This is a genomic window from Pseudomonas sp. Pseu.R1, from assembly GCF_045764065.1.
GTDB lineage: Bacteria > Pseudomonadota > Gammaproteobacteria > Pseudomonadales > Pseudomonadaceae > Aquipseudomonas.
The window spans coordinates 3,498,332-3,518,414 of the sequence record NZ_JBJGEE020000001.1 but is presented as its reverse complement, the minus strand read 5'-3'; the positions used below and the strand labels follow the sequence as shown (position 1 = coordinate 3,518,414).

The 20,083-nt window shown below is 57.4% G+C and carries 20 protein-coding genes; 2 read left to right on the top strand and 18 right to left on the bottom strand.

The features are described 5' to 3' along the window. Window positions 1-163 precede the first annotated feature (163 nt). Window positions 164-1,072, bottom strand: coding sequence for a transcriptional regulator GcvA (gene gcvA / locus ACI5GA_RS16290; protein WP_404635664.1), 909 nt, complete (start codon window positions 1,070-1,072; stop codon window positions 164-166). A gap of 158 nt (window positions 1,073-1,230) precedes the next feature. On the opposite strand from gcvA, the gene ACI5GA_RS16285 reads away from it, so the two are divergent. Together ACI5GA_RS16285 and ACI5GA_RS16280 are read left to right on the top strand one after the other, a co-directional pair. After that, complete coding sequence (locus tag ACI5GA_RS16285; RefSeq protein ID WP_421423404.1) at window positions 1,231-2,154, top strand: DMT family transporter; 924 nt, start codon at window positions 1,231-1,233, stop codon at window positions 2,152-2,154. 63 nt (window positions 2,155-2,217) lie between these two features. Beyond that, the gene (locus ACI5GA_RS16280; protein WP_421423403.1) at window positions 2,218-3,150 is read left to right on the top strand and encodes a LysR substrate-binding domain-containing protein; all 933 of its coding nucleotides are present in this window, start codon (window positions 2,218-2,220) and stop codon (window positions 3,148-3,150) included. Window positions 3,151-3,159: 9 nt separating this feature from the next. On the opposite strand, the gene ACI5GA_RS16275 is transcribed toward ACI5GA_RS16280, so the two are convergent. From ACI5GA_RS16275 to mnmG, 17 genes are all read right to left on the bottom strand, one after another. Next, on the bottom strand, window positions 3,160-3,903 hold the full coding sequence (locus tag ACI5GA_RS16275; protein WP_421423402.1) for a substrate-binding periplasmic protein: 744 nt from the start codon (window positions 3,901-3,903) through the stop codon (window positions 3,160-3,162). A gap of 161 nt (window positions 3,904-4,064) precedes the next feature. Beyond that, complete coding sequence (gene glmS / locus ACI5GA_RS16270; protein ID WP_404635672.1) at window positions 4,065-5,900, bottom strand: glutamine--fructose-6-phosphate transaminase (isomerizing); 1,836 nt, start codon at window positions 5,898-5,900, stop codon at window positions 4,065-4,067. 9 nt (window positions 5,901-5,909) lie between these two features. Next, complete coding sequence (locus tag ACI5GA_RS16265; RefSeq protein WP_404635674.1) at window positions 5,910-6,677, bottom strand: DeoR/GlpR family DNA-binding transcription regulator; 768 nt, start codon at window positions 6,675-6,677, stop codon at window positions 5,910-5,912. Between the two features lie 175 nt (window positions 6,678-6,852). Beyond that, the gene (gene glmU, locus ACI5GA_RS16260) at window positions 6,853-8,220 is read right to left on the bottom strand and encodes a bifunctional UDP-N-acetylglucosamine diphosphorylase/glucosamine-1-phosphate N-acetyltransferase GlmU (RefSeq protein WP_421423401.1); all 1,368 of its coding nucleotides are present in this window, start codon (window positions 8,218-8,220) and stop codon (window positions 6,853-6,855) included. A gap of 117 nt (window positions 8,221-8,337) precedes the next feature. After that, window positions 8,338-8,763: a F0F1 ATP synthase subunit epsilon gene (locus tag ACI5GA_RS16255; RefSeq protein ID WP_108236319.1), complete on the bottom strand. Its 426-nt coding sequence runs from the start codon at window positions 8,761-8,763 to the stop codon at window positions 8,338-8,340. A gap of 44 nt (window positions 8,764-8,807) precedes the next feature. After that, entirely contained in the window at window positions 8,808-10,184 is a 1,377-nt protein-coding gene (atpD, locus tag ACI5GA_RS16250) for a F0F1 ATP synthase subunit beta (RefSeq protein ID WP_421423400.1), read from the bottom strand. Window positions 10,185-10,212: 28 nt separating this feature from the next. After that, window positions 10,213-11,073 carry a F0F1 ATP synthase subunit gamma gene (gene atpG / locus ACI5GA_RS16245; protein WP_421423399.1) on the bottom strand — a complete coding sequence of 287 codons (861 nt, stop codon included), beginning with the start codon at window positions 11,071-11,073 and terminating at the stop codon, window positions 10,213-10,215. Window positions 11,074-11,123: 50 nt separating this feature from the next. After that, the gene (atpA, locus tag ACI5GA_RS16240) at window positions 11,124-12,668 is read right to left on the bottom strand and encodes a F0F1 ATP synthase subunit alpha (protein WP_421423398.1); all 1,545 of its coding nucleotides are present in this window, start codon (window positions 12,666-12,668) and stop codon (window positions 11,124-11,126) included. A gap of 21 nt (window positions 12,669-12,689) precedes the next feature. Further along, complete coding sequence (locus ACI5GA_RS16235; RefSeq protein WP_404639367.1) at window positions 12,690-13,226, bottom strand: F0F1 ATP synthase subunit delta; 537 nt, start codon at window positions 13,224-13,226, stop codon at window positions 12,690-12,692. Between the two features lie 12 nt (window positions 13,227-13,238). After that, window positions 13,239-13,709 carry a F0F1 ATP synthase subunit B gene (locus ACI5GA_RS16230; RefSeq protein WP_404639369.1) on the bottom strand — a complete coding sequence of 157 codons (471 nt, stop codon included), beginning with the start codon at window positions 13,707-13,709 and terminating at the stop codon, window positions 13,239-13,241. 57 nt (window positions 13,710-13,766) lie between these two features. Continuing rightward, window positions 13,767-14,024: a F0F1 ATP synthase subunit C gene (gene atpE / locus ACI5GA_RS16225; RefSeq protein ID WP_002555987.1), complete on the bottom strand. Its 258-nt coding sequence runs from the start codon at window positions 14,022-14,024 to the stop codon at window positions 13,767-13,769. A gap of 134 nt (window positions 14,025-14,158) precedes the next feature. Further along, complete coding sequence (gene atpB, locus ACI5GA_RS16220) at window positions 14,159-15,028, bottom strand: F0F1 ATP synthase subunit A (RefSeq protein ID WP_404639371.1); 870 nt, start codon at window positions 15,026-15,028, stop codon at window positions 14,159-14,161. A gap of 16 nt (window positions 15,029-15,044) precedes the next feature. Next, window positions 15,045-15,452 carry a F0F1 ATP synthase subunit I gene (locus tag ACI5GA_RS16215; protein ID WP_421423396.1) on the bottom strand — a complete coding sequence of 136 codons (408 nt, stop codon included), beginning with the start codon at window positions 15,450-15,452 and terminating at the stop codon, window positions 15,045-15,047. Between the two features lie 146 nt (window positions 15,453-15,598). Further along, on the bottom strand, window positions 15,599-16,471 hold the full coding sequence (locus ACI5GA_RS16210) for a ParB/RepB/Spo0J family partition protein (RefSeq protein ID WP_404639374.1): 873 nt from the start codon (window positions 16,469-16,471) through the stop codon (window positions 15,599-15,601). A gap of 9 nt (window positions 16,472-16,480) precedes the next feature. Next, window positions 16,481-17,275: a ParA family protein gene (locus tag ACI5GA_RS16205; protein WP_404639376.1), complete on the bottom strand. Its 795-nt coding sequence runs from the start codon at window positions 17,273-17,275 to the stop codon at window positions 16,481-16,483. Window positions 17,276-17,293: 18 nt separating this feature from the next. Continuing rightward, the gene (rsmG, locus tag ACI5GA_RS16200) at window positions 17,294-17,938 is read right to left on the bottom strand and encodes a 16S rRNA (guanine(527)-N(7))-methyltransferase RsmG (protein WP_404639378.1); all 645 of its coding nucleotides are present in this window, start codon (window positions 17,936-17,938) and stop codon (window positions 17,294-17,296) included. After that, window positions 17,935-19,833, bottom strand: coding sequence for a tRNA uridine-5-carboxymethylaminomethyl(34) synthesis enzyme MnmG (mnmG, locus tag ACI5GA_RS16195; protein WP_404639380.1), 1,899 nt, complete (start codon window positions 19,831-19,833; stop codon window positions 17,935-17,937). Before mnmG ends, rsmG begins: the two co-directional genes overlap by 4 nt. Window positions 19,834-20,083 lie beyond the last annotated feature (250 nt).

Below are 20,083 nucleotides of genomic sequence, written 5' to 3'. Positions count from 1 at the left end.
TAAGTTTGACTTAACTCAACTTTGCTTAATCGGCATATTTATCAGAGGGTTGGGTGTGTTTTTCTTGACGAGTGTTTTAATTCTGAACACTGAAGCAGGACTTAACTGTCGCGATAAACATCCGATAACTGAACGCAGTTTCTGTAGGGGACGGTTATGCACACTAGCGCGTCGTGAATTCCCGCTGGCTGGCAATCGCCTGGGACACCAGCCAGTCGCGAAACTGGCGGCTGGATTTGGGCAGGATGGCGGTCTCGTCGTAGACCAGGTAATACGCGATCGGCGTGTCGATGGTGGCGCGAAACGGTACCACCAGACGCCCGGATGCCAGCTCTTCACGAATCAGCGAACGGCGCACGAGCGCGATACCCATCCCCGCCAGCGCCGCCTCGATCACGCCATTGGAATCCACGAACACCGAGCCGCGATGCACTGCCGCTTCAGCATCTTCGATACCCACGGCCCTGAGCCACAAGGCCCAGTCTTCGCGATGTTCATCGTGCAGCAGGTTGTAATTCTTCAGATCGATCGGGGACGACAGGTAACGGGAATCCGGCAACAAACTCGGCGCGCAAACGGGCTGAAGACGGTCATTGATCAGCATCTCGACCTCAAGCCCCGGATAACGCCCCAAGCCATGGCGGACGGCGAAATCGACCCCATCGCCGAGCAAATCCACCAAGCGGTTGGTGGTGCTGATCAGCACTTCGATACCGGGACACAACGCCTGAAAATCCGGAAGGCGGGGCAGCAGCCACTGCATGGCAAAGCCGCTGGTGCAGCTGACGGTGATGGTGTTGGGACCGTTGTCGTTCATCAAACGCTGAGTGGCGTCCGAGATTTGCCCCAATGCCGGGCGAATGGCGCGCAGGTAAATCTTGCCTTCAGGGGTCAGCTCCAGACGCTTGGTGTTGCGAATGAACAGCGTGACGCCAACGGCCTTTTCCAGCTTGGCGATCTGTTGGCTGATCGCGGCCGGGGTGACGAAAAGCTCGCCCGCTGCACTCTTCATGCTGGCGTGACGCCCCGTCGCTTCAAAGCACAGCAAGGCGTACAGGGGCGGGAATTTCATGCCAATCCTTGAGTTAAGAAAATCTAATGTGCTTTAGAAAAGCTCGCTTGAGCGAGGCTTAAGACACTGTTGAAATCATCACACCCCGGCTCGACAAGCGTCAATCTACACTTTTCGAGCCGCTTTGTTGAACGCATTGAAGACAGGAAGGAAGTGTCATGCGGCCATCTGATTATGTTCGGTTACTGCTCTTGGCGGCGATCTGGGGAGCCAGTTTTCTGTTCATGCGCGTGGCAGCGCCAGTATTGGGCGCATTACCGACGGCCTTCTTTCGCGTGCTGTTGGGCGCCATCGGTTTATTGGTCATTCTGGCCATCCTCAAAACGCATCATGAATTCAACGGCAAGTTCAAAGCCACGTTGATCCTGGGCGTCATCAACTCCGGCATTCCGTTTCTGATGTACAGCATGGCAGCCCTGTTATTACCCGCCGGTTACTCCGCCATCCTCAATGCCACCACACCCTTGATGGGCGTGCTGATTGGCTCGATGTTCTTCAACGACACCCTGACGCCGAAGAAAGCGGCAGGCGTATTGATTGGCTTGTTGGGGATAACGTTGCTGACCACCACCGGCCCGATGACTTTCACCAGCACCGTGGTCATGGGCGCGCTGGCTTGCCTGGTTGCTACCAGTTGCTACGGCGCAGCCGGTTTCCTGACGCGTCAGTGGATTGCCGATCAGGGTGGCCTTGATGCGAAGCTGGTCGCCTTCGGTAGTCAGGTCGGCGCCACGCTGTTTCTGGCCCCGTTCTTCGGTATCTCGGCGGTGGTGAATCCGCCTGCCAGCTGGGGCGATGCCACGGTATGGCTGTCTTTGGCGGCCGTCGGGTTCATCTGTACTGCGTGCGCATACATCCTGTATTTCCGCCTTATCGCCGACATTGGCCCGGTGCGCTCCCTGACCGTGACCTTCCTGATCCCACCGTTCGGCGTGCTCTGGGGAGTGATGTTCCTGGATGAACACCTGTCAGCCGGCCATTTGTACGGCGGCGGTCTGATCTGCCTGGCGGTGTGGTTTGTGCTCAGCAAGAGCAAACCCAGACCCGCACCGGAAACCCGGGACACTCCCGCGACGACCTGAGTTTCGGGTTCGTAAGTTATCCACAGTCTCCCTCTTCCGACTGCTGAACACGGAATACGTACGATGAGCAGAGCGATCCCATTGATTGCACTGCGCACCTTCGTCGAGGTGTGCAAAGTGGGCAGTATGAAACGCGCGGCGGATCACCTTTGCGTTTCCCCCGCCGCAATCAGCCAGCAAATCAAAGCGTTGGAAGATCAGATCGGCAAGCGCCTGTTCGAACGCGATGCCAAAGGCATTCAGCTCACCAGCAGTGGTCGGAGCCTGTACGACGAACTGGCCGACACCTTCGACGTCATCGAAAAGGCCTGGTCCGGCGCTGCACTCAAACAACCCCGGCAAACACGTCTGGTCATCAGCACCACGTCCACCATCGCCAGCTCCTGGCTCATTCCTGCCCTTGGCGACTTCAAGGAACGCTGCCCGAACATCGAAATTTCGATCCAGATCTGCAACGGCCTCTCCGACCTCAAGCACGGGCATGTGGATATCTCGATCCAGCGCGAAATGGCCGCCAGTCCCGACAACCACGCCACCCGCCTGTGGTCGTCTTACCTGATCCCGGTGTGCAGCCCGGAACTGCTCACCAAACAGCACACCATCGAAAGCCCGCAGGATTGCCTGACTTATCCACTGTTGCAGGACACCGAACGCAACTACTGGAAGGTGTGGATGAACGCGTTTGGCGTGAGCAACCGCAAAATGATTCAGGGGTCCAGCTACGGTGATGAGTCCCTGTTGATAAGTGCTGCCTGCGCAGGCCAAGGCATCGCCCTTGTGAATAACGTCTTTGCGTCCGAAGCGTTGCGCTCCAGGCGACTGGTGCAAGTCACCCACGCGACGTCCGAGCTGAAATTCGATTACTTCGTCTACTGCGCGAAAGAGCGGCGAGAAGAGTGGGCGATTGTCGAATTCATGAAGTGGGCCGTGCAACAGGCGGGCAAAACAGCGAAAGGCTCGGCGCGCGAAGCCGAGGGCTTGATCAAGGTTGCGTAAAGCCCTTCTTCATTCAACGAGATGGTCATACCGACGCTGAATACGCGCCAGAGCGCCCGAGCTGCGCAGCGTTTCCAGTGCGTTCGCCCAAGCGGCTACCACGCTGTCTTCCGAGTCAGGGCTGAACGCGATGTACAACGATGAGCGATACAGCTCGACCGGAATTCTGCGTAGCGTCGCCGGTGGAATGTTCAGTTGACGGCTGTAATACACGACCCCTGCCGGGGTGTCGCCGACGATGATATCCGTGCGTCCGACCAGCAACATGCGATAAAGCTGATCGCTGCCCGTCGCGCTCTTGTCCAGATTAGTGAAACCTTTGGCCTCCAACGTATTGGGGATCAAACCCGCGATCCGCGTCGTGATTTGAGGCGCATGCATCAATTGCTCAAGGGTGTTGACTGGCGTGGCGCTGGCTAATTGATAGGGATAGATCGACTCCTCGGCAATCGGCCCCACCCACTTGTATAACGGCTCGCGATCCGGGGTGCGAAACATCGAATACAGAATGGTCCGAGGTCGACTGTTCAGTACCTTCGCGCTGCGCATACTGGGCAGCACCACGGTCTCGAAGTTATCCCCAGTCAACCCCATGATCGCCCGCACCACATCTGTGGTCATGCCAGTGAGCTGGTTGTTTTCGGTGTAGTTATACGGCGCCCATTCTTCCGTCACGATCTGATAAGGATCAGCGGCAGCGGGTCTGATAAGCAGAGAAAAGAGCAGCACCAAGGCAAATGCCGAACATTTCACGTGTTCTACCTTCTGAAAGTGTCGGTCGATGTGCGGATCATCCGATCTTATGACGATAGCTGACGCAGGCGGGTTCGCGGGGAAGGGCTGGCGGTTTGAGCAGTGTGGATAACGCGCTGATGGGATGTCGGCGTGTTGCAGACACCCCCTCTGTGGATAACTTATTCCACCGTCACCGACTTGGCCAAGTTACGCGGCTGATCCACATCCGTACCCTTGAGTACCGCCACGTAGTAAGACAGCAGTTGCAGCGGGATGGTGTACAGGATCGGCGCCAGGGCGTCGACGATATGCGGCATCGCGACAACATGGGTGCCTTCGCCGTTGTTCAGGCCAGCTTGTTCGTCGGCGAAGACGATCAGTTGGCCGCCACGGGCACGGACTTCCTGAAGGTTGGACTTGAGCTTTTCCAGCAGCTCGTTGTTCGGGGCGACGGTGACAACGGGCATATCGTTGTCGACCAGCGCCAGCGGGCCGTGTTTCAGCTCGCCTGCCGGGTAGGCCTCGGCGTGGATGTAGGAAATCTCTTTAAGTTTCAGAGCTCCTTCCATCGCCACCGGGAATTGCGCACCTCGGCCCAGGAACAGGGTGTGGTTCTTCTCGGCGAACAGTTCGGCCACTTTCTCTACAGTGCTGTCCATGGCCAGCGCTTCGCCAAGACGAGTCGGCAGACGGCGCAGTTCTTCTACCAGCTCGGCTTCGACACCGGCTTGCAGTGTGCCTTTGACTTGCCCCAACGACAGGGTCAGCAACATCAGGGCGACCAGTTGAGTGGTGAAGGCCTTGGTCGAGGCCACGCCAATTTCCGGACCGGCCTGAGTCAACAGGGTCAGGTCGGATTCGCGCACCAGCGAGCTGATACCGACGTTACAGATCGCGAGGCTGGCGAGGAAACCCAGCTCCTTGGCGTTGCGCAGCGCGGCCAAGGTGTCAGCGGTTTCGCCGGATTGGGAGATCGAAACGAACAGCGTGTCCGGCTGTACCACGACCTTGCGGTAGCGGAACTCGCTGGCCACTTCGACCTGACACGGAATACCTGCCAGACCCTCCAGCCAATAACGGGCAACCATACCGGCGTGATAGCTGGTGCCGCAGGCGACAATCTGCACATTGCGCACCTTGGCGAACAACTCTGCGGCCTGAGGGCCGAAGGCTTGTGTCAGAACCTGCTCTTGACCCAGTCGGCCTTCCAGCGTGCGTTGCACGACCTTCGGCTGTTCGTGGATCTCCTTGAGCATGAAGTGGCGGAATTCGCCTTTGTCCGCGGCCTCGGCGCCTTCACGGTATTGCACGATTTCGCGTTCGACCGGCAAACCGGCGGCGGTCCAGATTTGTACGCTGTCACGCCGGATTTCGGCGATGTCGCCCTCTTCCAAATACATGAAGCGGTCAGTGACCTGGCGCAGCGCCAGTTGATCGGATGCCAGGAAATTTTCGCCCAGCCCCAGGCCCACGACCAGCGGGCTGCCACTGCGGGCGGCGACCAGTCGGTCTGGCTGTTTGGCGCTGATGACCGCCAGGCCGTAGGCACCGTGCAATTCTTTGACAGTGGCTTTCAACGCTGCGGTCAGATCCGGAGTGTCCTGCAACTTGTGGTGCAACAGGTGCACGATGACTTCAGTGTCAGTGTCCGAGGTAAACAGGTAGCCGAGGTCCTTCAGACGGGCGCGCAGCGGTTCGTGGTTTTCAATGATGCCGTTGTGGACAACCGCCAGCTCACCGCTGGAAAAGTGCGGGTGTGCGTTGTGTTCCAGTGGCGCGCCGTGGGTGGCCCAGCGCGTGTGGGCGATGCCCAGACGACCGGCCAGCGGCTCACCTGCCAACGATTGCTCCAGCTCGTTCACCTTGCCGACACGACGACGACGCTCCAGCACTCCGGCGTTACTGAACAGCGCAACACCCGCGCTGTCGTAGCCGCGGTATTCCAGACGCTTGAGGCCTTCCAGCAGGATGGCAGTGACATTACGTTCAGCGACAGCGCCGACAATTCCACACATGGTCTTCTCCTAGGAAACAGTGGCGCAGATCAACGTCACGCCACGAGCCTGAATCTGGTCGCGCGCTTCTTGAGGCAGGCGATCATCGGTAATGAGGGTATGGACACTGCTCCACGGCAGCTCCAGGTTGGGGATCTTGCGACCGACTTTGTCGGCTTCGACCATCACGATCACTTCGCGAGCGACATCCGCCATGACGCGGCTCAGGCCCAGCAATTCGTTGAAGGTCGTGGTACCACGCTGCAAATCGATGCCGTCAGCACCGATGAACAGTTGATCGAAATCGTAGGAGCGCAGCACCTGTTCGGCGACCTGGCCTTGAAAGGATTCGGAATGGGGGTCCCATGTGCCGCCGGTCATCAACAGCACCGGCTCATGCTCCAACTCACCCAAGGCATTAGCCACATGCAAGGAGTTGGTCATGACGACCAGGCCGGGCTGCAAACCGAGTTCGGGAATCATCGCGGCGGTGGTGCTGCCGCTGTCGATGATGATTCGGGCATGCTCCCTGATACGAGCGACCGCAGCTTGGGCAATAGCGCGTTTGTAGCTGGAAACCGGCTGGCCGGGCTCGCCGATCAGTTCTTGAGGCATTGGCACTGCCCCGCCGTAGCGACGAAGCAACAGGCCATTGCTTTCAAGAGCAGCTAGGTCCTTACGAATCGTAACTTCTGAGGTTTCGAAGCGCTTGGCCAACGCTTCAACACTGACTTCGCCCTGCTCACCAAGCATGGCGAGAATGTTGTGACGGCGTTGGGGAGTATTACGTTTCGACATTTTCGACTTTAAGTTTCGTTTCGAAAGATAGCGAAGCGAATAGAAACCTATCGAAAGTTATTCGTCAAGCGCGAATGCACAGGTCGCAGGTCGATGGATGACCGACGGTAGCACCTGTGGATTGAATCAAGCCTGAACGCGGGTCGAGATCAGGCCGATTCGGGCTGTGGATAAATCAGGGCTTTTTAACTTTGACCGGGCGCTTCCAGCCATCAATGTTGCGCTGACGTGCACGGGCCACGGCCAGTTGTTCAACGGCCACATTCTGAGTGATCGTCGATCCGGCCGCTGTGCTGGCACCCGACGAGATATCCACAGGTGCTACCAACGAGTTATTGGAGCCTATGAAGACATCTTCGCCCAGAACGGTCTTGTGCTTGTTGGCGCCGTCGTAATTGCAGGTGATGGTGCCTGCACCGATGTTGGTGCGCGCCCCGATCACTGCATCGCCCAAATAGGCCAAATGGCCCGCCTTGGCTCCCTCGCCCATCTGCGCGTTCTTCAATTCAACAAAGTTACCCACATGGGCACGATTCCCCATAACGCTTCCAGGACGCAGGCGCGCGAACGGCCCAGCATCGGCGCCCTCTCCAACGACCGCCCCTTCCAGGTGACTATTGGCCTTGATGATCGCGCCCTTGCGCAGCGTGCTGTCTTTGATGACGCAGTTGGGGCCGATAGACACGTCATCCTCGATCACCACCTGCCCTTCGAGAATCACGTTGATGTCGATCATGACGTCTCGGCCCACTGTCACTTGGCCACGAACATCGAAACGAGCGGGATCGCGCAAGGTCACACCAAGGGCCATCAGGCGACGAGCTTCACGCAGTTGATAGTGACGTTCCAGATCCGAAAGCTGTTTGCGATCGTTCGCGCCCTGCACTTCCATGGCGTCCTGTGGCTGTGCTGTGGCCACCGTCAGGCCGTCATTCACGGCCATGGCGATAACGTCGGTGAGGTAGTACTCGCCTTGGGCGTTGTTGTTGGACAGACGCCCCAGCCAGTCCGCCAAGCGTTTGCCTGGTACCGCCAGAATGCCGGTGTTGCCTTCTTTGATGGCCCTCTGCGCGTCGTTTGCATCTTTATGTTCAACGATGGCGCTGACGCGATTGTCAGCGTCCCGCACGATGCGACCATAGCCAGTTGGGTCGTCCAGATTGACCGTCAGCAGGCCCAACTGTTGATCATTGACCAGCGTCAGCAAGCGTTGCAGGGTCTCGACCTCAATCAATGGAACGTCGCCATAGAGAATCAGCACAGTGTCCGCGCTCAGTACGGGCACTGCTTGAGCGACTGCGTGACCCGTGCCCAATTGTTTGTCTTGTAGAACGAAATTCAGATCGTCAGCCGCCAGCCGTTCACGTACCAGATCCGCACCATGACCAACAACCACCTGAATGCTTTGTGGCGACAACTCACGAGCGCTGTGGATAACATGGCCCAGCATGGAGTTACCGGCGACTGGGTGCAAAACCTTGGGCAAGGCCGAACGCATGCGGGTGCCCTGGCCAGCAGCAAGAATGACGATATCGAGTGACATGAAAGGATTCCAAGCGGGCGCAGCCGTGGCTGAGCAGATGATTCGGGAAGACGCAGAAAAAGAAAAAGGGTAGCCGAGGCTACCCTTTTACTCAATCGCACATGAAAGACGTTGGCCTTAGCCGCCGAACTTCTTGCGAATCTGCTGAACGGTGCGCAGCTGGGCTGCAGCTTCCGCCAGACGTGCAGCCGCAGATCCGTAATCGAAATCTGCGCCTTTTTCGTTCAGGGCGCGCTCGGCAGCCTTAACGGCTTCCTGAGCAGAGGCTTCGTCCAGGTCGCTGGCGCGTTGCACGGTATCGGCAAGCACTTTGACCATGTTCGGTTGAACCTCAAGGAAACCACCGGAGATGTAAAACACCTCGGTCTCTCCACCCTGCTTGGTCAGCGTGATCGGACCCGGATTCAGACCGGTGATCAGCGGCGCGTGGCCTGGAGCGATACCCAGATCGCCCAGACTACCGTGCGCAATCACCATCTCGACCAGACCGGAGAAAATCTCTCCTTCCGCGCTGACGATATCGCAATGGACTGTCATAGCCATTTGCCTGCCTCAACCTGATGAGCGCCCGTTTCCGGGCGCCATGATTACAGTTTCTTGGCTTTCTCGATCGCTTCTTCGATGCCGCCAACCATGTAGAACGCTTGTTCTGGCAGGTGGTCGTAGTCACCGTTGAGGATGCCTTTGAAGCCAGCAATGGTGTCTTTCAGGGAAACGTATTTACCCGAAGCACCGGTGAAGACTTCAGCCACGAAGAACGGCTGCGACAGGAAGCGCTGAATCTTACGAGCGCGGGCAACCAACTGTTTGTCGGTTTCGGACAGTTCGTCCATGCCCAGGATCGCGATGATGTCTTTCAGCTCTTTATAACGCTGCAGCACGTACTGAACGCCACGAGCAGTTTCGTAGTGTTCGGTGCCGATCACGTTCGGGTCCAACTGGCGCGAAGTCGAGTCCAGTGGGTCAACCGCTGGGTAGATACCCAGGGAAGCGATGTCACGGGACAGAACGACGGTGGCGTCCAAGTGGGCGAAAGTGGTCGCTGGCGACGGGTCAGTCAGGTCGTCCGCAGGTACGTAAACGGCCTGGATCGAGGTGATCGAACCTTGTTTGGTCGAAGTGATGCGCTCTTGCAGCACGCCCATCTCTTCAGCCAGGGTCGGCTGGTAACCTACTGCGGAAGGCATACGGCCCAGCAGTGCGGATACTTCAGTACCGGCCAGGGTGTAACGGTAGATGTTGTCGACGAACAGCAGAACGTCGTTACCCTCGTCACGGAACTTCTCGGCCATGGTCAGGCCGGTCAGAGCAACGCGCAGACGGTTTCCCGGCGGCTCGTTCATCTGGCCGTATACCAAGGCTACTTTGTCCAGAACGTTGGAATCCTTCATCTCGTGGTAGAAGTCGTTACCCTCACGAGTACGCTCGCCCACACCCGCGAACACGGAATAACCGCTGTGCTCGATGGCGATGTTACGGATCAGTTCCATCATGTTTACGGTTTTACCAACACCGGCACCACCGAACAGACCGACTTTACCGCCTTTGGCAAACGGGCAAACCAGGTCGATAACCTTGATGCCGGTTTCCAGCAGGTCGTTGCCGCCTGCTTGTTCAGCGAACGAAGGAGCGGCACGGTGAATACCCCAGCGCTCTTCGGTGTCGATCGGGCCAGCTTCGTCGATCGGGTTGCCCAGGACGTCCATGATACGGCCCAGGGTGCCCTTGCCGACTGGCACGGAGATAGCTGCGTTGGTGTCGGTGACGTCCAGGCCGCGTTTCAGGCCTTCGGTCGAACCCATCGCAATGGTACGAACCACGCCGTCGCCCAGCTGCTGCTGAACTTCCAGAGTGGTTTCCGCGCCTTGTACTTTCAGCGCGTTGTAGATGCTCGGTACGCTGTCGCGTGGAAATTCCACGTCGATCACGGCGCCGATGATTTGAACGATACGTCCGCTACTCATTAGCTGGATCCTCTGAATATTTGAACCGTTAAACCGCGGCAGCGCCGCCGACGATTTCCGAGATCTCTTGGGTGATCGCTGCCTGACGCGCCTTGTTGTAGATCAGCTGCAAATCACTGATCAGGTCACCGGCGTTGTCGGTGGCGTTCTTCATTGCGATCATCCGCGCCGCTTGTTCAGCTGCGTTGTTCTCGACCACCGCCTGGTAGACCTGCGACTCCACGTAACGCACCATCAAGCCGTCCAGCAGCTCTTTGGCGTCGGGTTCGTACAGGTAATCCCAGTGGTGCTTGAGTTCTTGATCCGGGGTCGCGACCAACGGAACCAGTTGCTCAACCGTTGGCTGCTGAGTCATGGTGTTGATGAACTTGTTGGATACCACGGACAGGCGGTCAATACGGCCCTCCAGGTAGGCATCCAGCATCACCTTGACGCTGCCGATCAGATCATTGATCGACGGCTCTTCGCCCAGGTGGCTGATCGCAGCGACGACGTTACCGCCGAAGTTGCGGAAAAACGCCGCACCTTTGCTGCCGATCACACACAGATCGATCTCAACACCGTTGTCACGGTTCTGCGCCATGTCCTTGACCAAAGCCTTGAACAGGTTGGTATTCAAGCCACCGCACAGGCCACGGTCACTGCTCACCACGATATAACCGGCGCGCTTGACGGCGCGGTCGATCATGAACGGGTGGCGGTATTCCGGGTTAGCGTTGGCAAGATGACCAATCACCTGGCGGATGCGCTCCGCGTAAGGACGGCTAGCAGCCATGCGCATTTGAGCCTTGCGCATTTTGCTGACCGCCACTTTTTCCATGGCGCTGGTGATCTTTTGCGTGCTTTTGATGCTCGCAATCTTGCTGCGAATCTCTTTTGCGCCTGCCATGTAACACCTATCAGGTTAGCAAGCGGGAGCCTCGCGACTCCCGCTGCGGCTTACCAGGTTTGGGTGGCCTTGAACTTCTCGATACCGGCTTTCAGGCCAGAATCGATTTCGTCATTGAAGTCACCCTTCACGTTGATCTTGGCCATCAAATCGGCATGATCGCGGTTGAAGTAAGCAATCAGCGCTTGTTCGAAGCTGCCGACTTTGGCGATTTCAACGTCGGTCAGGAACCCACGCTCAGCGGCATACAGCGACAGCGACATGTCGGCGATCGACATTGGCGCATATTGCTTCTGCTTCATCAGCTCGGTAACGCGCTGACCATGCTCAAGTTGCTTACGGGTCGCTTCGTCCAGGTCAGAAGCGAACTGGGCGAATGCCGCCAGTTCACGGTACTGAGCCAGAGCGGTACGGATACCACCGGACAGCTTCTTGATGATCTTGGTCTGAGCGGCACCACCCACTCGGGATACCGAAACACCGGCGTTCACTGCCGGGCGGATGCCGGAGTTGAACATGGCCGATTCCAGGAAGATCTGACCGTCGGTGATGGAAATCACGTTGGTCGGAACGAACGCGGAAACGTCGCCAGCCTGAGTTTCGATGATCGGCAGTGCGGTCAGGGAACCGGTTTTGCCAGTCACTGCGCCGTTGGTGAACTTCTCGACGTACTCTTCAGAAACGCGGGATGCGCGCTCCAGCAGACGGGAGTGGAGATAGAACACGTCACCTGGGTACGCTTCACGTCCTGGTGGACGACGCAGCAGCAGGGAGATCTGACGATACGCTACAGCTTGCTTGGAAAGATCGTCATAGACGATCAGTGCGTCTTCACCGCGGTCACGGAAGAATTCGCCCATGGTGCAACCGGCATACGGAGCCAGGAATTGCAGCGCAGGGGATTCGGAAGCACTGGCAGCCACGATGATGGTGTTGGCCAGAGCGCCGTTTTCTTCCAGCTTGCGAACGACGTTGGCGATGGTCGATTGCTTCTGACCTACTGCAACGTATACGCAGAAAATGCCGCTGTCTTTCTGGTTGATGATCGCGTCGATCGCCAGAGCGGTCTTACCGATCTGGCGGTCACCGATGATCAGCTCGCGCTGGCCACGGCCGACAGGGATCATGGCGTCAACAGCCTTGTAGCCAGTCTGTACAGGCTGGTCTACCGACTTACGCCAGATAACGCCCGGAGCAACTTTTTCGACCGCGTCGGTCTCGGTGTTGTTCAGAGGGCCTTTACCGTCGACTGGGTTACCCAGTGCGTCGACAACGCGACCCAGCAGTTCCTTACCAACCGGAACTTCCAGGATGCGGCCGGTGCACTTGGCACTCATGCCTTCAGCCAGCGTGGTGTAAGCGCCCAGTACCACCGCACCTACGGAGTCTTGCTCCAGGTTCAGTGCCATACCGTAGACGCCGCCCGGGAACTCGATCATTTCGCCGTACATAGCGTCGGCCAGACCGTGGATCCGCACGATACCATCAGACACGCTGACAACGGTGCCTTCGTTACGGGCTTGAGAGGCTACATCGAGTTTCTCGATGCGACCCTTGATGATTTCACTAATTTCGGAAGGATTGAGTTGCTGCATTGCTCTGCTGCCCCTTCAAACTCAAGATTTCAATGCTTCGGCTAGTTGCGCGAGTTTGCCGCGAACTGAGCCATCGATAACCAGGTCGCCGGCGCGGATGATGACACCACCTATCAGGGCAGCATCCTCCGCAGCGTGCAGGCGCACTTCCCGGCCGAGCCGTGCACTGAGAACCTTGGCGAGTTTGTCTTGCTGTTCTTGGTTCAATGCAAAAGCACTGGTGACATCCACATCTACCGACTTTTCCTGCTCGGCCTTGTACAGCTCGAACAGTTCGGAGATCTCCGGCAGAAGCTGGAGACGGTCGTTTTCAGCAACGACGTGGATGAAATTCTGTGCCTGGGCATCGAACTTGTCGCCGCACACTTCAATGAAAGTGGCGGCCTTGTTTGCGCTCGTCAGTCGCGGGGCCTTGAGCAGGCGCTGCATCGTGTCGTCCTGCGACACAGCAGCAGCCAGGCCGAGCATGGCTGACCAATTGGCCAGTTGCTGGTGGGCCTGGGCATGCTCGAAGGCTGCCTTAGCGTAAGGTCGGGCCAACGTGGTCAGTTCTGCCATGATCGCCCTCGCTTAAATTTCTGCAGCCAGTTTGTTAACCAGCTCCGCGTGCGCGTTTTGATCGATTGTGGCACCCAGGATCTTCTCGGCACCGTTGACGGCCAGGCTGCCCAGTTGGGCGCGCAGAGCGTCTTTGACACCGTTCAGTTCCTGCTCGATCTCGGCCTGAGCCTGAGCCTTGATGCGGTCAGCATCGACACGAGCCTGTTCACGGGCTTCGTCGACGATCTGAGTACCGCGCTTCTTGGCTTGCTCAATGATTTCGGCTGCCTGAGCTTTCGCATCGCGCAGTTGCTGGGCCGCTTTATCTTGGGCCAGCTCCAGGTCGCGAGCTGCTCGGGTGGCAGCGTCCAGTCCATCCGCGATCTTCTTCTGACGTTCGTGCAAAGCCGCGATGACCGGAGGCCACACGAACTTCATGCAGAACAGCACAAAAATGAAGAACGCAACGGACTGGCCAATCAGGGTTGCATTAATGTTCACGCCAACACCTCGCTCGTTCGTTGTCCATCACACCAATCAACTCGAAAAATCGAGCGATTAGCCAGCGAGTTGACCAACGAAGGGATTCGCAAAGGTGAAGAACAGAGCGATACCAACACCGATCATGGTTACGGCGTCGAGCAGACCAGCCACGATGAACATCTTAACTTGCAGCATTGGAACCATTTCTGGTTGACGCGCAGCGCCTTCCAGGAACTTACCGCCCAGCAGGCCGAAACCGATTGCAGTACCCAGTGCGCCCAGGCCGATCAGCAGTGCAACAGCGATAGCAGTTAGACCAACTACAGTTTCCATCTTTCCTCCCGACTTTTACGTCGTATTGGTTAGGTTTTTTTAGTTTAAAGCGGTAAAGCAAAATCGTTTGTACATCAGCCCTTGCGGGCGCCCCTCACCGCAATGAGGGGATCATCAGACTCGCCAGGCGGGTCTTAATGGTTATCTTCGTGAGCCATCGACAGGTAGACGATGGTCAGCATCATGAAGATGAACGCTTGCAGGGTGATGATCAGGATGTGGAACACTGCCCACGCCCATTGCAGAACCACGCCCAGACCGCTCAGCCAGAGCAGGCCGCTGCCGAACATGACCGCGATCAGGATGAACACCAGTTCACCTGCATACATGTTGCCGAAAAGACGCAGTGCCAGAGAGATTGGCTTGGCGACCAGAGTCACGAATTCAAGCAGGAAGTTCACAGGAATCAACAGCGCCTGAACGAGAACGTTCTTGCTGCTGAACGGATGCAGGGTCAGTTCACCAATGAAGCCGCCAATGCCTTTGATCTTGATGCTGTAGAAGATGATCAGTGCAAATACGGACAGCGCCATACCCAACGTGGCGTTCGGGTCGGTGGTCGACACGGCGCGGAACGGGATGTGGTGGTCACCGGAAATCATGACAGCCAATTGCGGAATCCAGTCGACCGGGATCAGGTCGATGGCGTTCATCAGGAATACCCAGGCGAAGATAGTCAGCGCCAGAGGTGCGATGACGGCACTACGACCGTGGAAGCTGTCCTTCACGCTGCCGTCGACGAATTCGACCAGCACTTCAACGAAGTTCTGCAGGGCGCCTGGCTGACCGGACGTTGCCTTTTTAGCAGCCATGCGGAAAAACAGGACGAAAATCAGACCCAGAGCAACCGACCAGCCGAGAGTATCGAGGTGGAAAGCCCAAAAGCCCATTTCTTTTGCTTCTGCTGCGGAATGCGCGAAGCCCCAAGTGCCGTCAGGCAAATGACCGAAGGTCAAGTTCTGCAAGTGGTGCTGGATATAGCCCGAAGCTGTTTGCTCTGCCATGGTTGCCTCAAACGCCCTAAGGTCTCAAAAGTCTTGTTCTCATTAGCAGGGGTGCGAACCAGCTGACCAACTGGGTCAGCATGAACACGCCGAAAACCGCCAGCGGGGCCAGCGGCTTCACACCTGCAAAGGTCAGTGCAAACAGCACTGCCGTAAAAATCAGTTTGCCCGCCTCGCCGGCATAGAACGACCGAACGATGGCTTGCGCTGCCCGGGCTCCGGAAAACCGGAACGCCTTATGGGCAAAGTACAAATTGGGCAGCCACGCTATCAGGCCTCCGCAAAGACCTGAATATCCAGCTACGACTCCATGCCACTGCCAAAGCGTCACCGCTCCCAGTAGCAGGACAATCAATTGAGCCAGCAAAACCGGGAAAACAGCCAGACGATGGAACGGCAAGCGGTTTGGCGTGCGTGTCTCCATCACATGGGCTCCTCGTATGCCAGCCGCCAAAATCAATAACTTGGCATAATTTGTGCCGACAAAATGCGCGCAGAGTATAGGGGCGGTTCAGCCCCTATTCAACTGCCGGGTAGTGATTTCCGACTACACGCTACGCACGATGTGTTTCAGCGGATGTGGGCGAGGACGCCTTGCAGCTCGTCCAGCGAGTTGTAACGGATCACCAACTGACCTTTTCCCTTCTGGCCATGGCGAATCTGCACCGTAGAGCCCAGCCGCTCGGCCAGACGCTGTTCAAGGCGGGCAATATCCGGGTCGGCTTTGACAGGTGCCGCAGGCTCCTGTTTGCCACTCAGCCACTGACGAACCAGTGCTTCGGTCTGGCGCACGGTCAGACCCCGTGCGACAACATGTCGCGCCCCCTCAACCTGCCGCTCTTCCGGCAAGCCAAGCAATGCGCGAGCGTGACCCATTTCGAGGTCCCCGTGGGACAGCATGGTCTTGATAACGTCCGGCAACGCGATCAAGCGCAGCAGGTTAGCCACGCTGACACGGGATTTACCCACAGCTTCGGCAACCTGCTGTTGCGTCAGCTGGAACTCGTTCTGCAAACGCTGCAGCGCGATGGCCTCTTCGATCGGATTGAGGTCTTCGCGCTGGATGTTCTCGATCAGCGCCATGGCAATGGCCGCTTCATCCGGCACATCGCGCACCATCGCCGGGATGGTATCGACGCCCGCTTGCTGACTGGCGCGCCAGCGACGCTCACCTGCGATGATCTCGTAACGATTGTCAGCGATCGGGCGCACGACGATCGGCTGCATGACGCCCTGTGCCTTGATCGAGTTGGCCAGCTCTTCCAGCGCCTGTGGGTCCATGTCCCGACGTGGCTGGTATTTGCCGCGCTGAATCAGGTCCAGCGGAATGTTTTGCAGTTCGCGCTGGTCGGCCTGAACGGCCTGTTCTTCCAGTGCGCTGACGGTGGGACTGCTCAGAAGTGCGTCCAGCCCACGTCCGAGTCCTCGTTTCTTGACGGCCATGGAGTTTCCTTAAGTGGGCTGAGCGGCAGCGCGAGAAGTTCGGCGCTGACGGCGAACCATCTCGCCAGCCAGTGCCAGGTACGCCAGTGCGCCGCGAGAAGTCTTGTCGTAGGCCAGTGCGGGCATCCCGAAACTCGGCGCCTCGGCCAAACGAATGTTGCGCGGAATTACCGTGTCGTAGAGCTGGTCACCGAAGTGTTCCTTGAGCTGCGCCGATACGTCGTTGATCAGACTCAGGCGCGGGTCGTACATGGTCCGCAGCAACCCTTCGATCTTCAGCTCCGGATTCAGCAGTTCACCAATGCGTTTGATGTTATCCACAAGGTCGCTCAGACCTTCGAGCGCATAGTATTCGCACTGCATGGGGATAATGACGCCATCGGCAGCAACCAGCGCGTTAAGGGTCAGCATCGACAGCGACGGGGGGCAATCAATTAGGATGTAATCGTAATTCTCGCGAATCGGCGCCAGCGCTGTGCGCAAGCGTGCCTCTTTCATCTGCATTTCCAGCAAAACGACTTCGGCGGCTGTCAGGTCGCGGTTGGCCGGCAGCAGTTGATAACCGCCATGTTCGGAGAAGTGCATGGCCTGATTCAGGTCGCATTCGCCAATCAGCAAATCGTAAACGGAATGCTCCAGGGCATGTTTATCCACACCGCTACCCATGGTGGCGTTGCCCTGTGGATCGAGATCGATCAACAACACCCGCCGCTTGGTGGCGACCAGCGACGCTGCGAGGTTGATACAGGTGGTGGTTTTACCCACACCACCTTTTTGGTTCGCTATCGCGAATACCTTAGCCATTCTTGCGTGTGTTCCCTGTCATGCCGTGCGGCGCAGTATCAGCAGATGCCGTTGACCTTGGCAACCGGGTACGGCCAAGGCTTGCGCGCTTTCCAGATGAAAATCTGCGGGCAATGCTACCAGTTCGTCCGCAGGATGCAGACCCTTCATTGCCAACCAGCGCGTTTTCACGTCACCCATATGGCGGGTCCACTGTGTAAAGTCTTCCAGGCTACTGAACGCGCGGGAAATGATCCCGGTAAATGGCAACTCTGGCTGAAAGGCCTCCGCACGGCTGTGGATAACTGTGAGGTTGTCCAGTTTGAGTTCTAGTTTGACCTGAGTCAGAAAGCGGGTTTTCTTGCCATTGCTGTCCAACAGCGTGACTTTCATGTCTGGAAACATGATGGCCAACGGAATGCCGGGCATCCCGCCACCACTGCCAACGTCCAGTTGGCGCTCGCCATCGATGAATGGCACCACGCTTAAACTGTCGAGCAAGTGCCGCGAGACCATTTCATCCGGATCACGCACGGCAGTCAGGTTGTAGGCCTTGTTCCATTTGATGAGCAATTCCAGATAACCCAGCAACCGGGTGTGCTGGATTTCAGTCAGCTCGACGCCCAGCTCTCTGGCGCCAAGGGTCAATTCTTCTGCGTGCTGCGGGGTAACCAACGAACTCAAGCGCTTTGCTCCAACTGACGGCCCGCGCCGCGTTTTTTCAAGTGAATCATCAACAGCGAAATGGCTGCCGGAGTAACGCCGGGGATGCGTGAAGCCTGCCCTAGGGTGTCCGGACGAGTTGTCCCCAGCTTGCTTTGAATCTCTTTGGACAGGCCCGAAATGGTGGCGTAATCGATATCCACAGGCAGCTTGATGTCCTCACTCGCTCGCAGACGTGCAATTTCATCTTGCTGTCGATCGATATAACCGGCGTATTTGGTCTTGATTTCGACCTGCTCGGCCACCTGGGGATCGACGATCTGCTGACCCGTCAACGAAACCAGGCTGGCGTAGTCCACTTCAGGGCGGCTCAGCAGGTTGAGCAGGTTGTATTCGTGCGTCAGCGGCGTGCCGAAATGAGCAGACACAGCATCGCCCTGTTCGGTTCCTGGACGAATCCAGGTGGACTTCAGACGCTGCTCTTCCCGCTCGATGCCTTCGCGCTTGGCGCAGAAAGCAGCCCAGCGGGCATCATCGACCAGGCCCAACTCGCGACCTTTTTCGGTCAAGCGCAGATCAGCGTTGTCTTCGCGCAAAATCAGGCGGTATTCAGCACGGGATGTGAACATCCGGTACGGCTCTTGGGTACCGAGGGTGATCAAGTCATCCACAAGCACACCGATGTACGCTTCATCGCGACGTGGGCACCAGCTTTCTTTGCCTTGCGCACGCAATGCCGCGTTGGCGCCGGCCAGCAAACCTTGTGCTCCGGCCTCTTCGTAACCCGTCGTACCGTTGATCTGCCCTGCGAAGAACAGGCCGCCGATGACTTTGGTTTCCAGGCTGTATCTCAGGTCGCGCGGGTCGAAGTAGTCATATTCGATCGCGTAACCAGGGCGCACGATATGGGCGTTTTCCATGCCGCGAATAGAACGCACGATTTGTAATTGCACGTCGAACGGCAGCGAGGTCGAAATCCCGTTCGGGTAGAGTTCGTGCGTAGTCAGCCCTTCGGGTTCGATGAAGACCTGATGGCTTTCCTTGTCGGCAAAGCGATGAATCTTGTCTTCGATCGATGGGCAATAACGCGGGCCAACGCCCTCTATTTCGCCTGCTGCGGAATACATCGGCGAACGGTCGAGGTTCGACGCAATGATTTCGTGTGTGCGAGCGTTCGTGTGGGTAATCCAGCAACTGACCTGACGTGGGTGCTGTTCTTTGGAGCCCAGGAACGACATCACGGGAATCGGAGTGTCACCCGGTTGCTCGCTCATCACAGAGAAATCCACAGAGCGACCGTCAATACGTGGCGGTGTACCGGTTTTCAAGCGCCCGACACGCAGGGGCAGTTCACGCAGACGCCGTGCCAGCGCGATGGAAGGTGGATCGCCTGCACGTCCGCCCGAGTAATTCTGCAAACCAATGTGGATAAGTCCACCGAGGAATGTGCCCGTGGTCAGAACGACGGAGTCGGCCATGAAACGCAGACCCATCTGAGTCACGACGCCACGCACTTGATCCTGTTCGACGATCAGGTCGTCGCAGGATTGCTGAAATATCCACAGATTGGGCTGATTCTCAAGAATCTCGCGGATCGCCGCCTTATACAGAATGCGATCAGCCTGGGCGCGTGTTGCGCGTACCGCTGGGCCTTTGCGGCTGTTCAGTACACGGAACTGGATGCCGCCCAGATCAGTTGCAGTCGCCATGGCGCCGCCGAGTGCGTCGATCTCTTTGACCAGATGGCTTTTACCGATGCCACCGATGGCCGGGTTGCAACTCATTTGCCCGAGGGTTTCCACGTTGTGCGTCAGCAGCAGGGTTTTTGCACCCATGCGAGCGGACGCCAGTGCTGCCTCGGTACCGGCATGACCGCCGCCGATGACGATCACTTCAAAACGGGAAGGGAAATCCACCACGCACCTCGTGCCTGTTAAATGGGGGGAATAGGAAATTGGCGGCAAGTATAGGGACTTCGCCCCCTTGAAAGGAACCTTTTGCGCAAAATTTAACCAGCTGTGGATGAGTGGCGGTTAAAAAAGTAAAAAGGAGAGAAATTTATAAAATCCTTGTTTTTATGTTTATGTTTAGAGGGCCTCCTATCTGTGGATAGATGTACACAGGCCTTATATTCCAACGTGTAGAGAGAAATTAAAGTCTGTGATC

What these genes read in the sequence shown, in the direction of transcription:
- atpG (WP_421423399.1), bottom strand. Translation starts at nt 11,073, where the DNA reads ATGGCAGGCGCAAAAGAGATTCGCAGCAAGATTGCGAGCATCAAAAGC.
- atpB (WP_404639371.1), bottom strand. Translation starts at nt 15,028, where the DNA reads ATGGCAGAGCAAACAGCTTCGGGCTATATCCAGCACCACTTGCAGAAC.
- ACI5GA_RS16285 (WP_421423404.1), top strand. Translation starts at nt 1,231, where the DNA reads ATGCGGCCATCTGATTATGTTCGGTTACTGCTCTTGGCGGCGATCTGG.
- atpE (WP_002555987.1), bottom strand. Translation starts at nt 14,024, where the DNA reads ATGGAAACTGTAGTTGGTCTAACTGCTATCGCTGTTGCACTGCTGATC.
- ACI5GA_RS16255 (WP_108236319.1), bottom strand. Translation starts at nt 8,763, where the DNA reads ATGGCTATGACAGTCCATTGCGATATCGTCAGCGCGGAAGGAGAGATT.
- ACI5GA_RS16210 (WP_404639374.1), bottom strand. Translation starts at nt 16,471, where the DNA reads ATGGCCGTCAAGAAACGAGGACTCGGACGTGGGCTGGACGCACTTCTG.
- glmS (WP_404635672.1), bottom strand. Translation starts at nt 5,900, where the DNA reads ATGTGTGGAATTGTCGGCGCTGTCGCTGAACGTAATGTCACTGCCATC.
- ACI5GA_RS16205 (WP_404639376.1), bottom strand. Translation starts at nt 17,275, where the DNA reads ATGGCTAAGGTATTCGCGATAGCGAACCAAAAAGGTGGTGTGGGTAAA.
- ACI5GA_RS16215 (WP_421423396.1), bottom strand. Translation starts at nt 15,452, where the DNA reads ATGGAGACACGCACGCCAAACCGCTTGCCGTTCCATCGTCTGGCTGTT.
- gcvA (WP_404635664.1), bottom strand. Translation starts at nt 1,072, where the DNA reads ATGAAATTCCCGCCCCTGTACGCCTTGCTGTGCTTTGAAGCGACGGGG.
- ACI5GA_RS16280 (WP_421423403.1), top strand. Translation starts at nt 2,218, where the DNA reads ATGAGCAGAGCGATCCCATTGATTGCACTGCGCACCTTCGTCGAGGTG.
- atpD (WP_421423400.1), bottom strand. Translation starts at nt 10,184, where the DNA reads ATGAGTAGCGGACGTATCGTTCAAATCATCGGCGCCGTGATCGACGTG.
- atpA (WP_421423398.1), bottom strand. Translation starts at nt 12,668, where the DNA reads ATGCAGCAACTCAATCCTTCCGAAATTAGTGAAATCATCAAGGGTCGC.
- ACI5GA_RS16235 (WP_404639367.1), bottom strand. Translation starts at nt 13,226, where the DNA reads ATGGCAGAACTGACCACGTTGGCCCGACCTTACGCTAAGGCAGCCTTC.
- ACI5GA_RS16265 (WP_404635674.1), bottom strand. Translation starts at nt 6,677, where the DNA reads ATGTCGAAACGTAATACTCCCCAACGCCGTCACAACATTCTCGCCATG.
- glmU (WP_421423401.1), bottom strand. Translation starts at nt 8,220, where the DNA reads ATGTCACTCGATATCGTCATTCTTGCTGCTGGCCAGGGCACCCGCATG.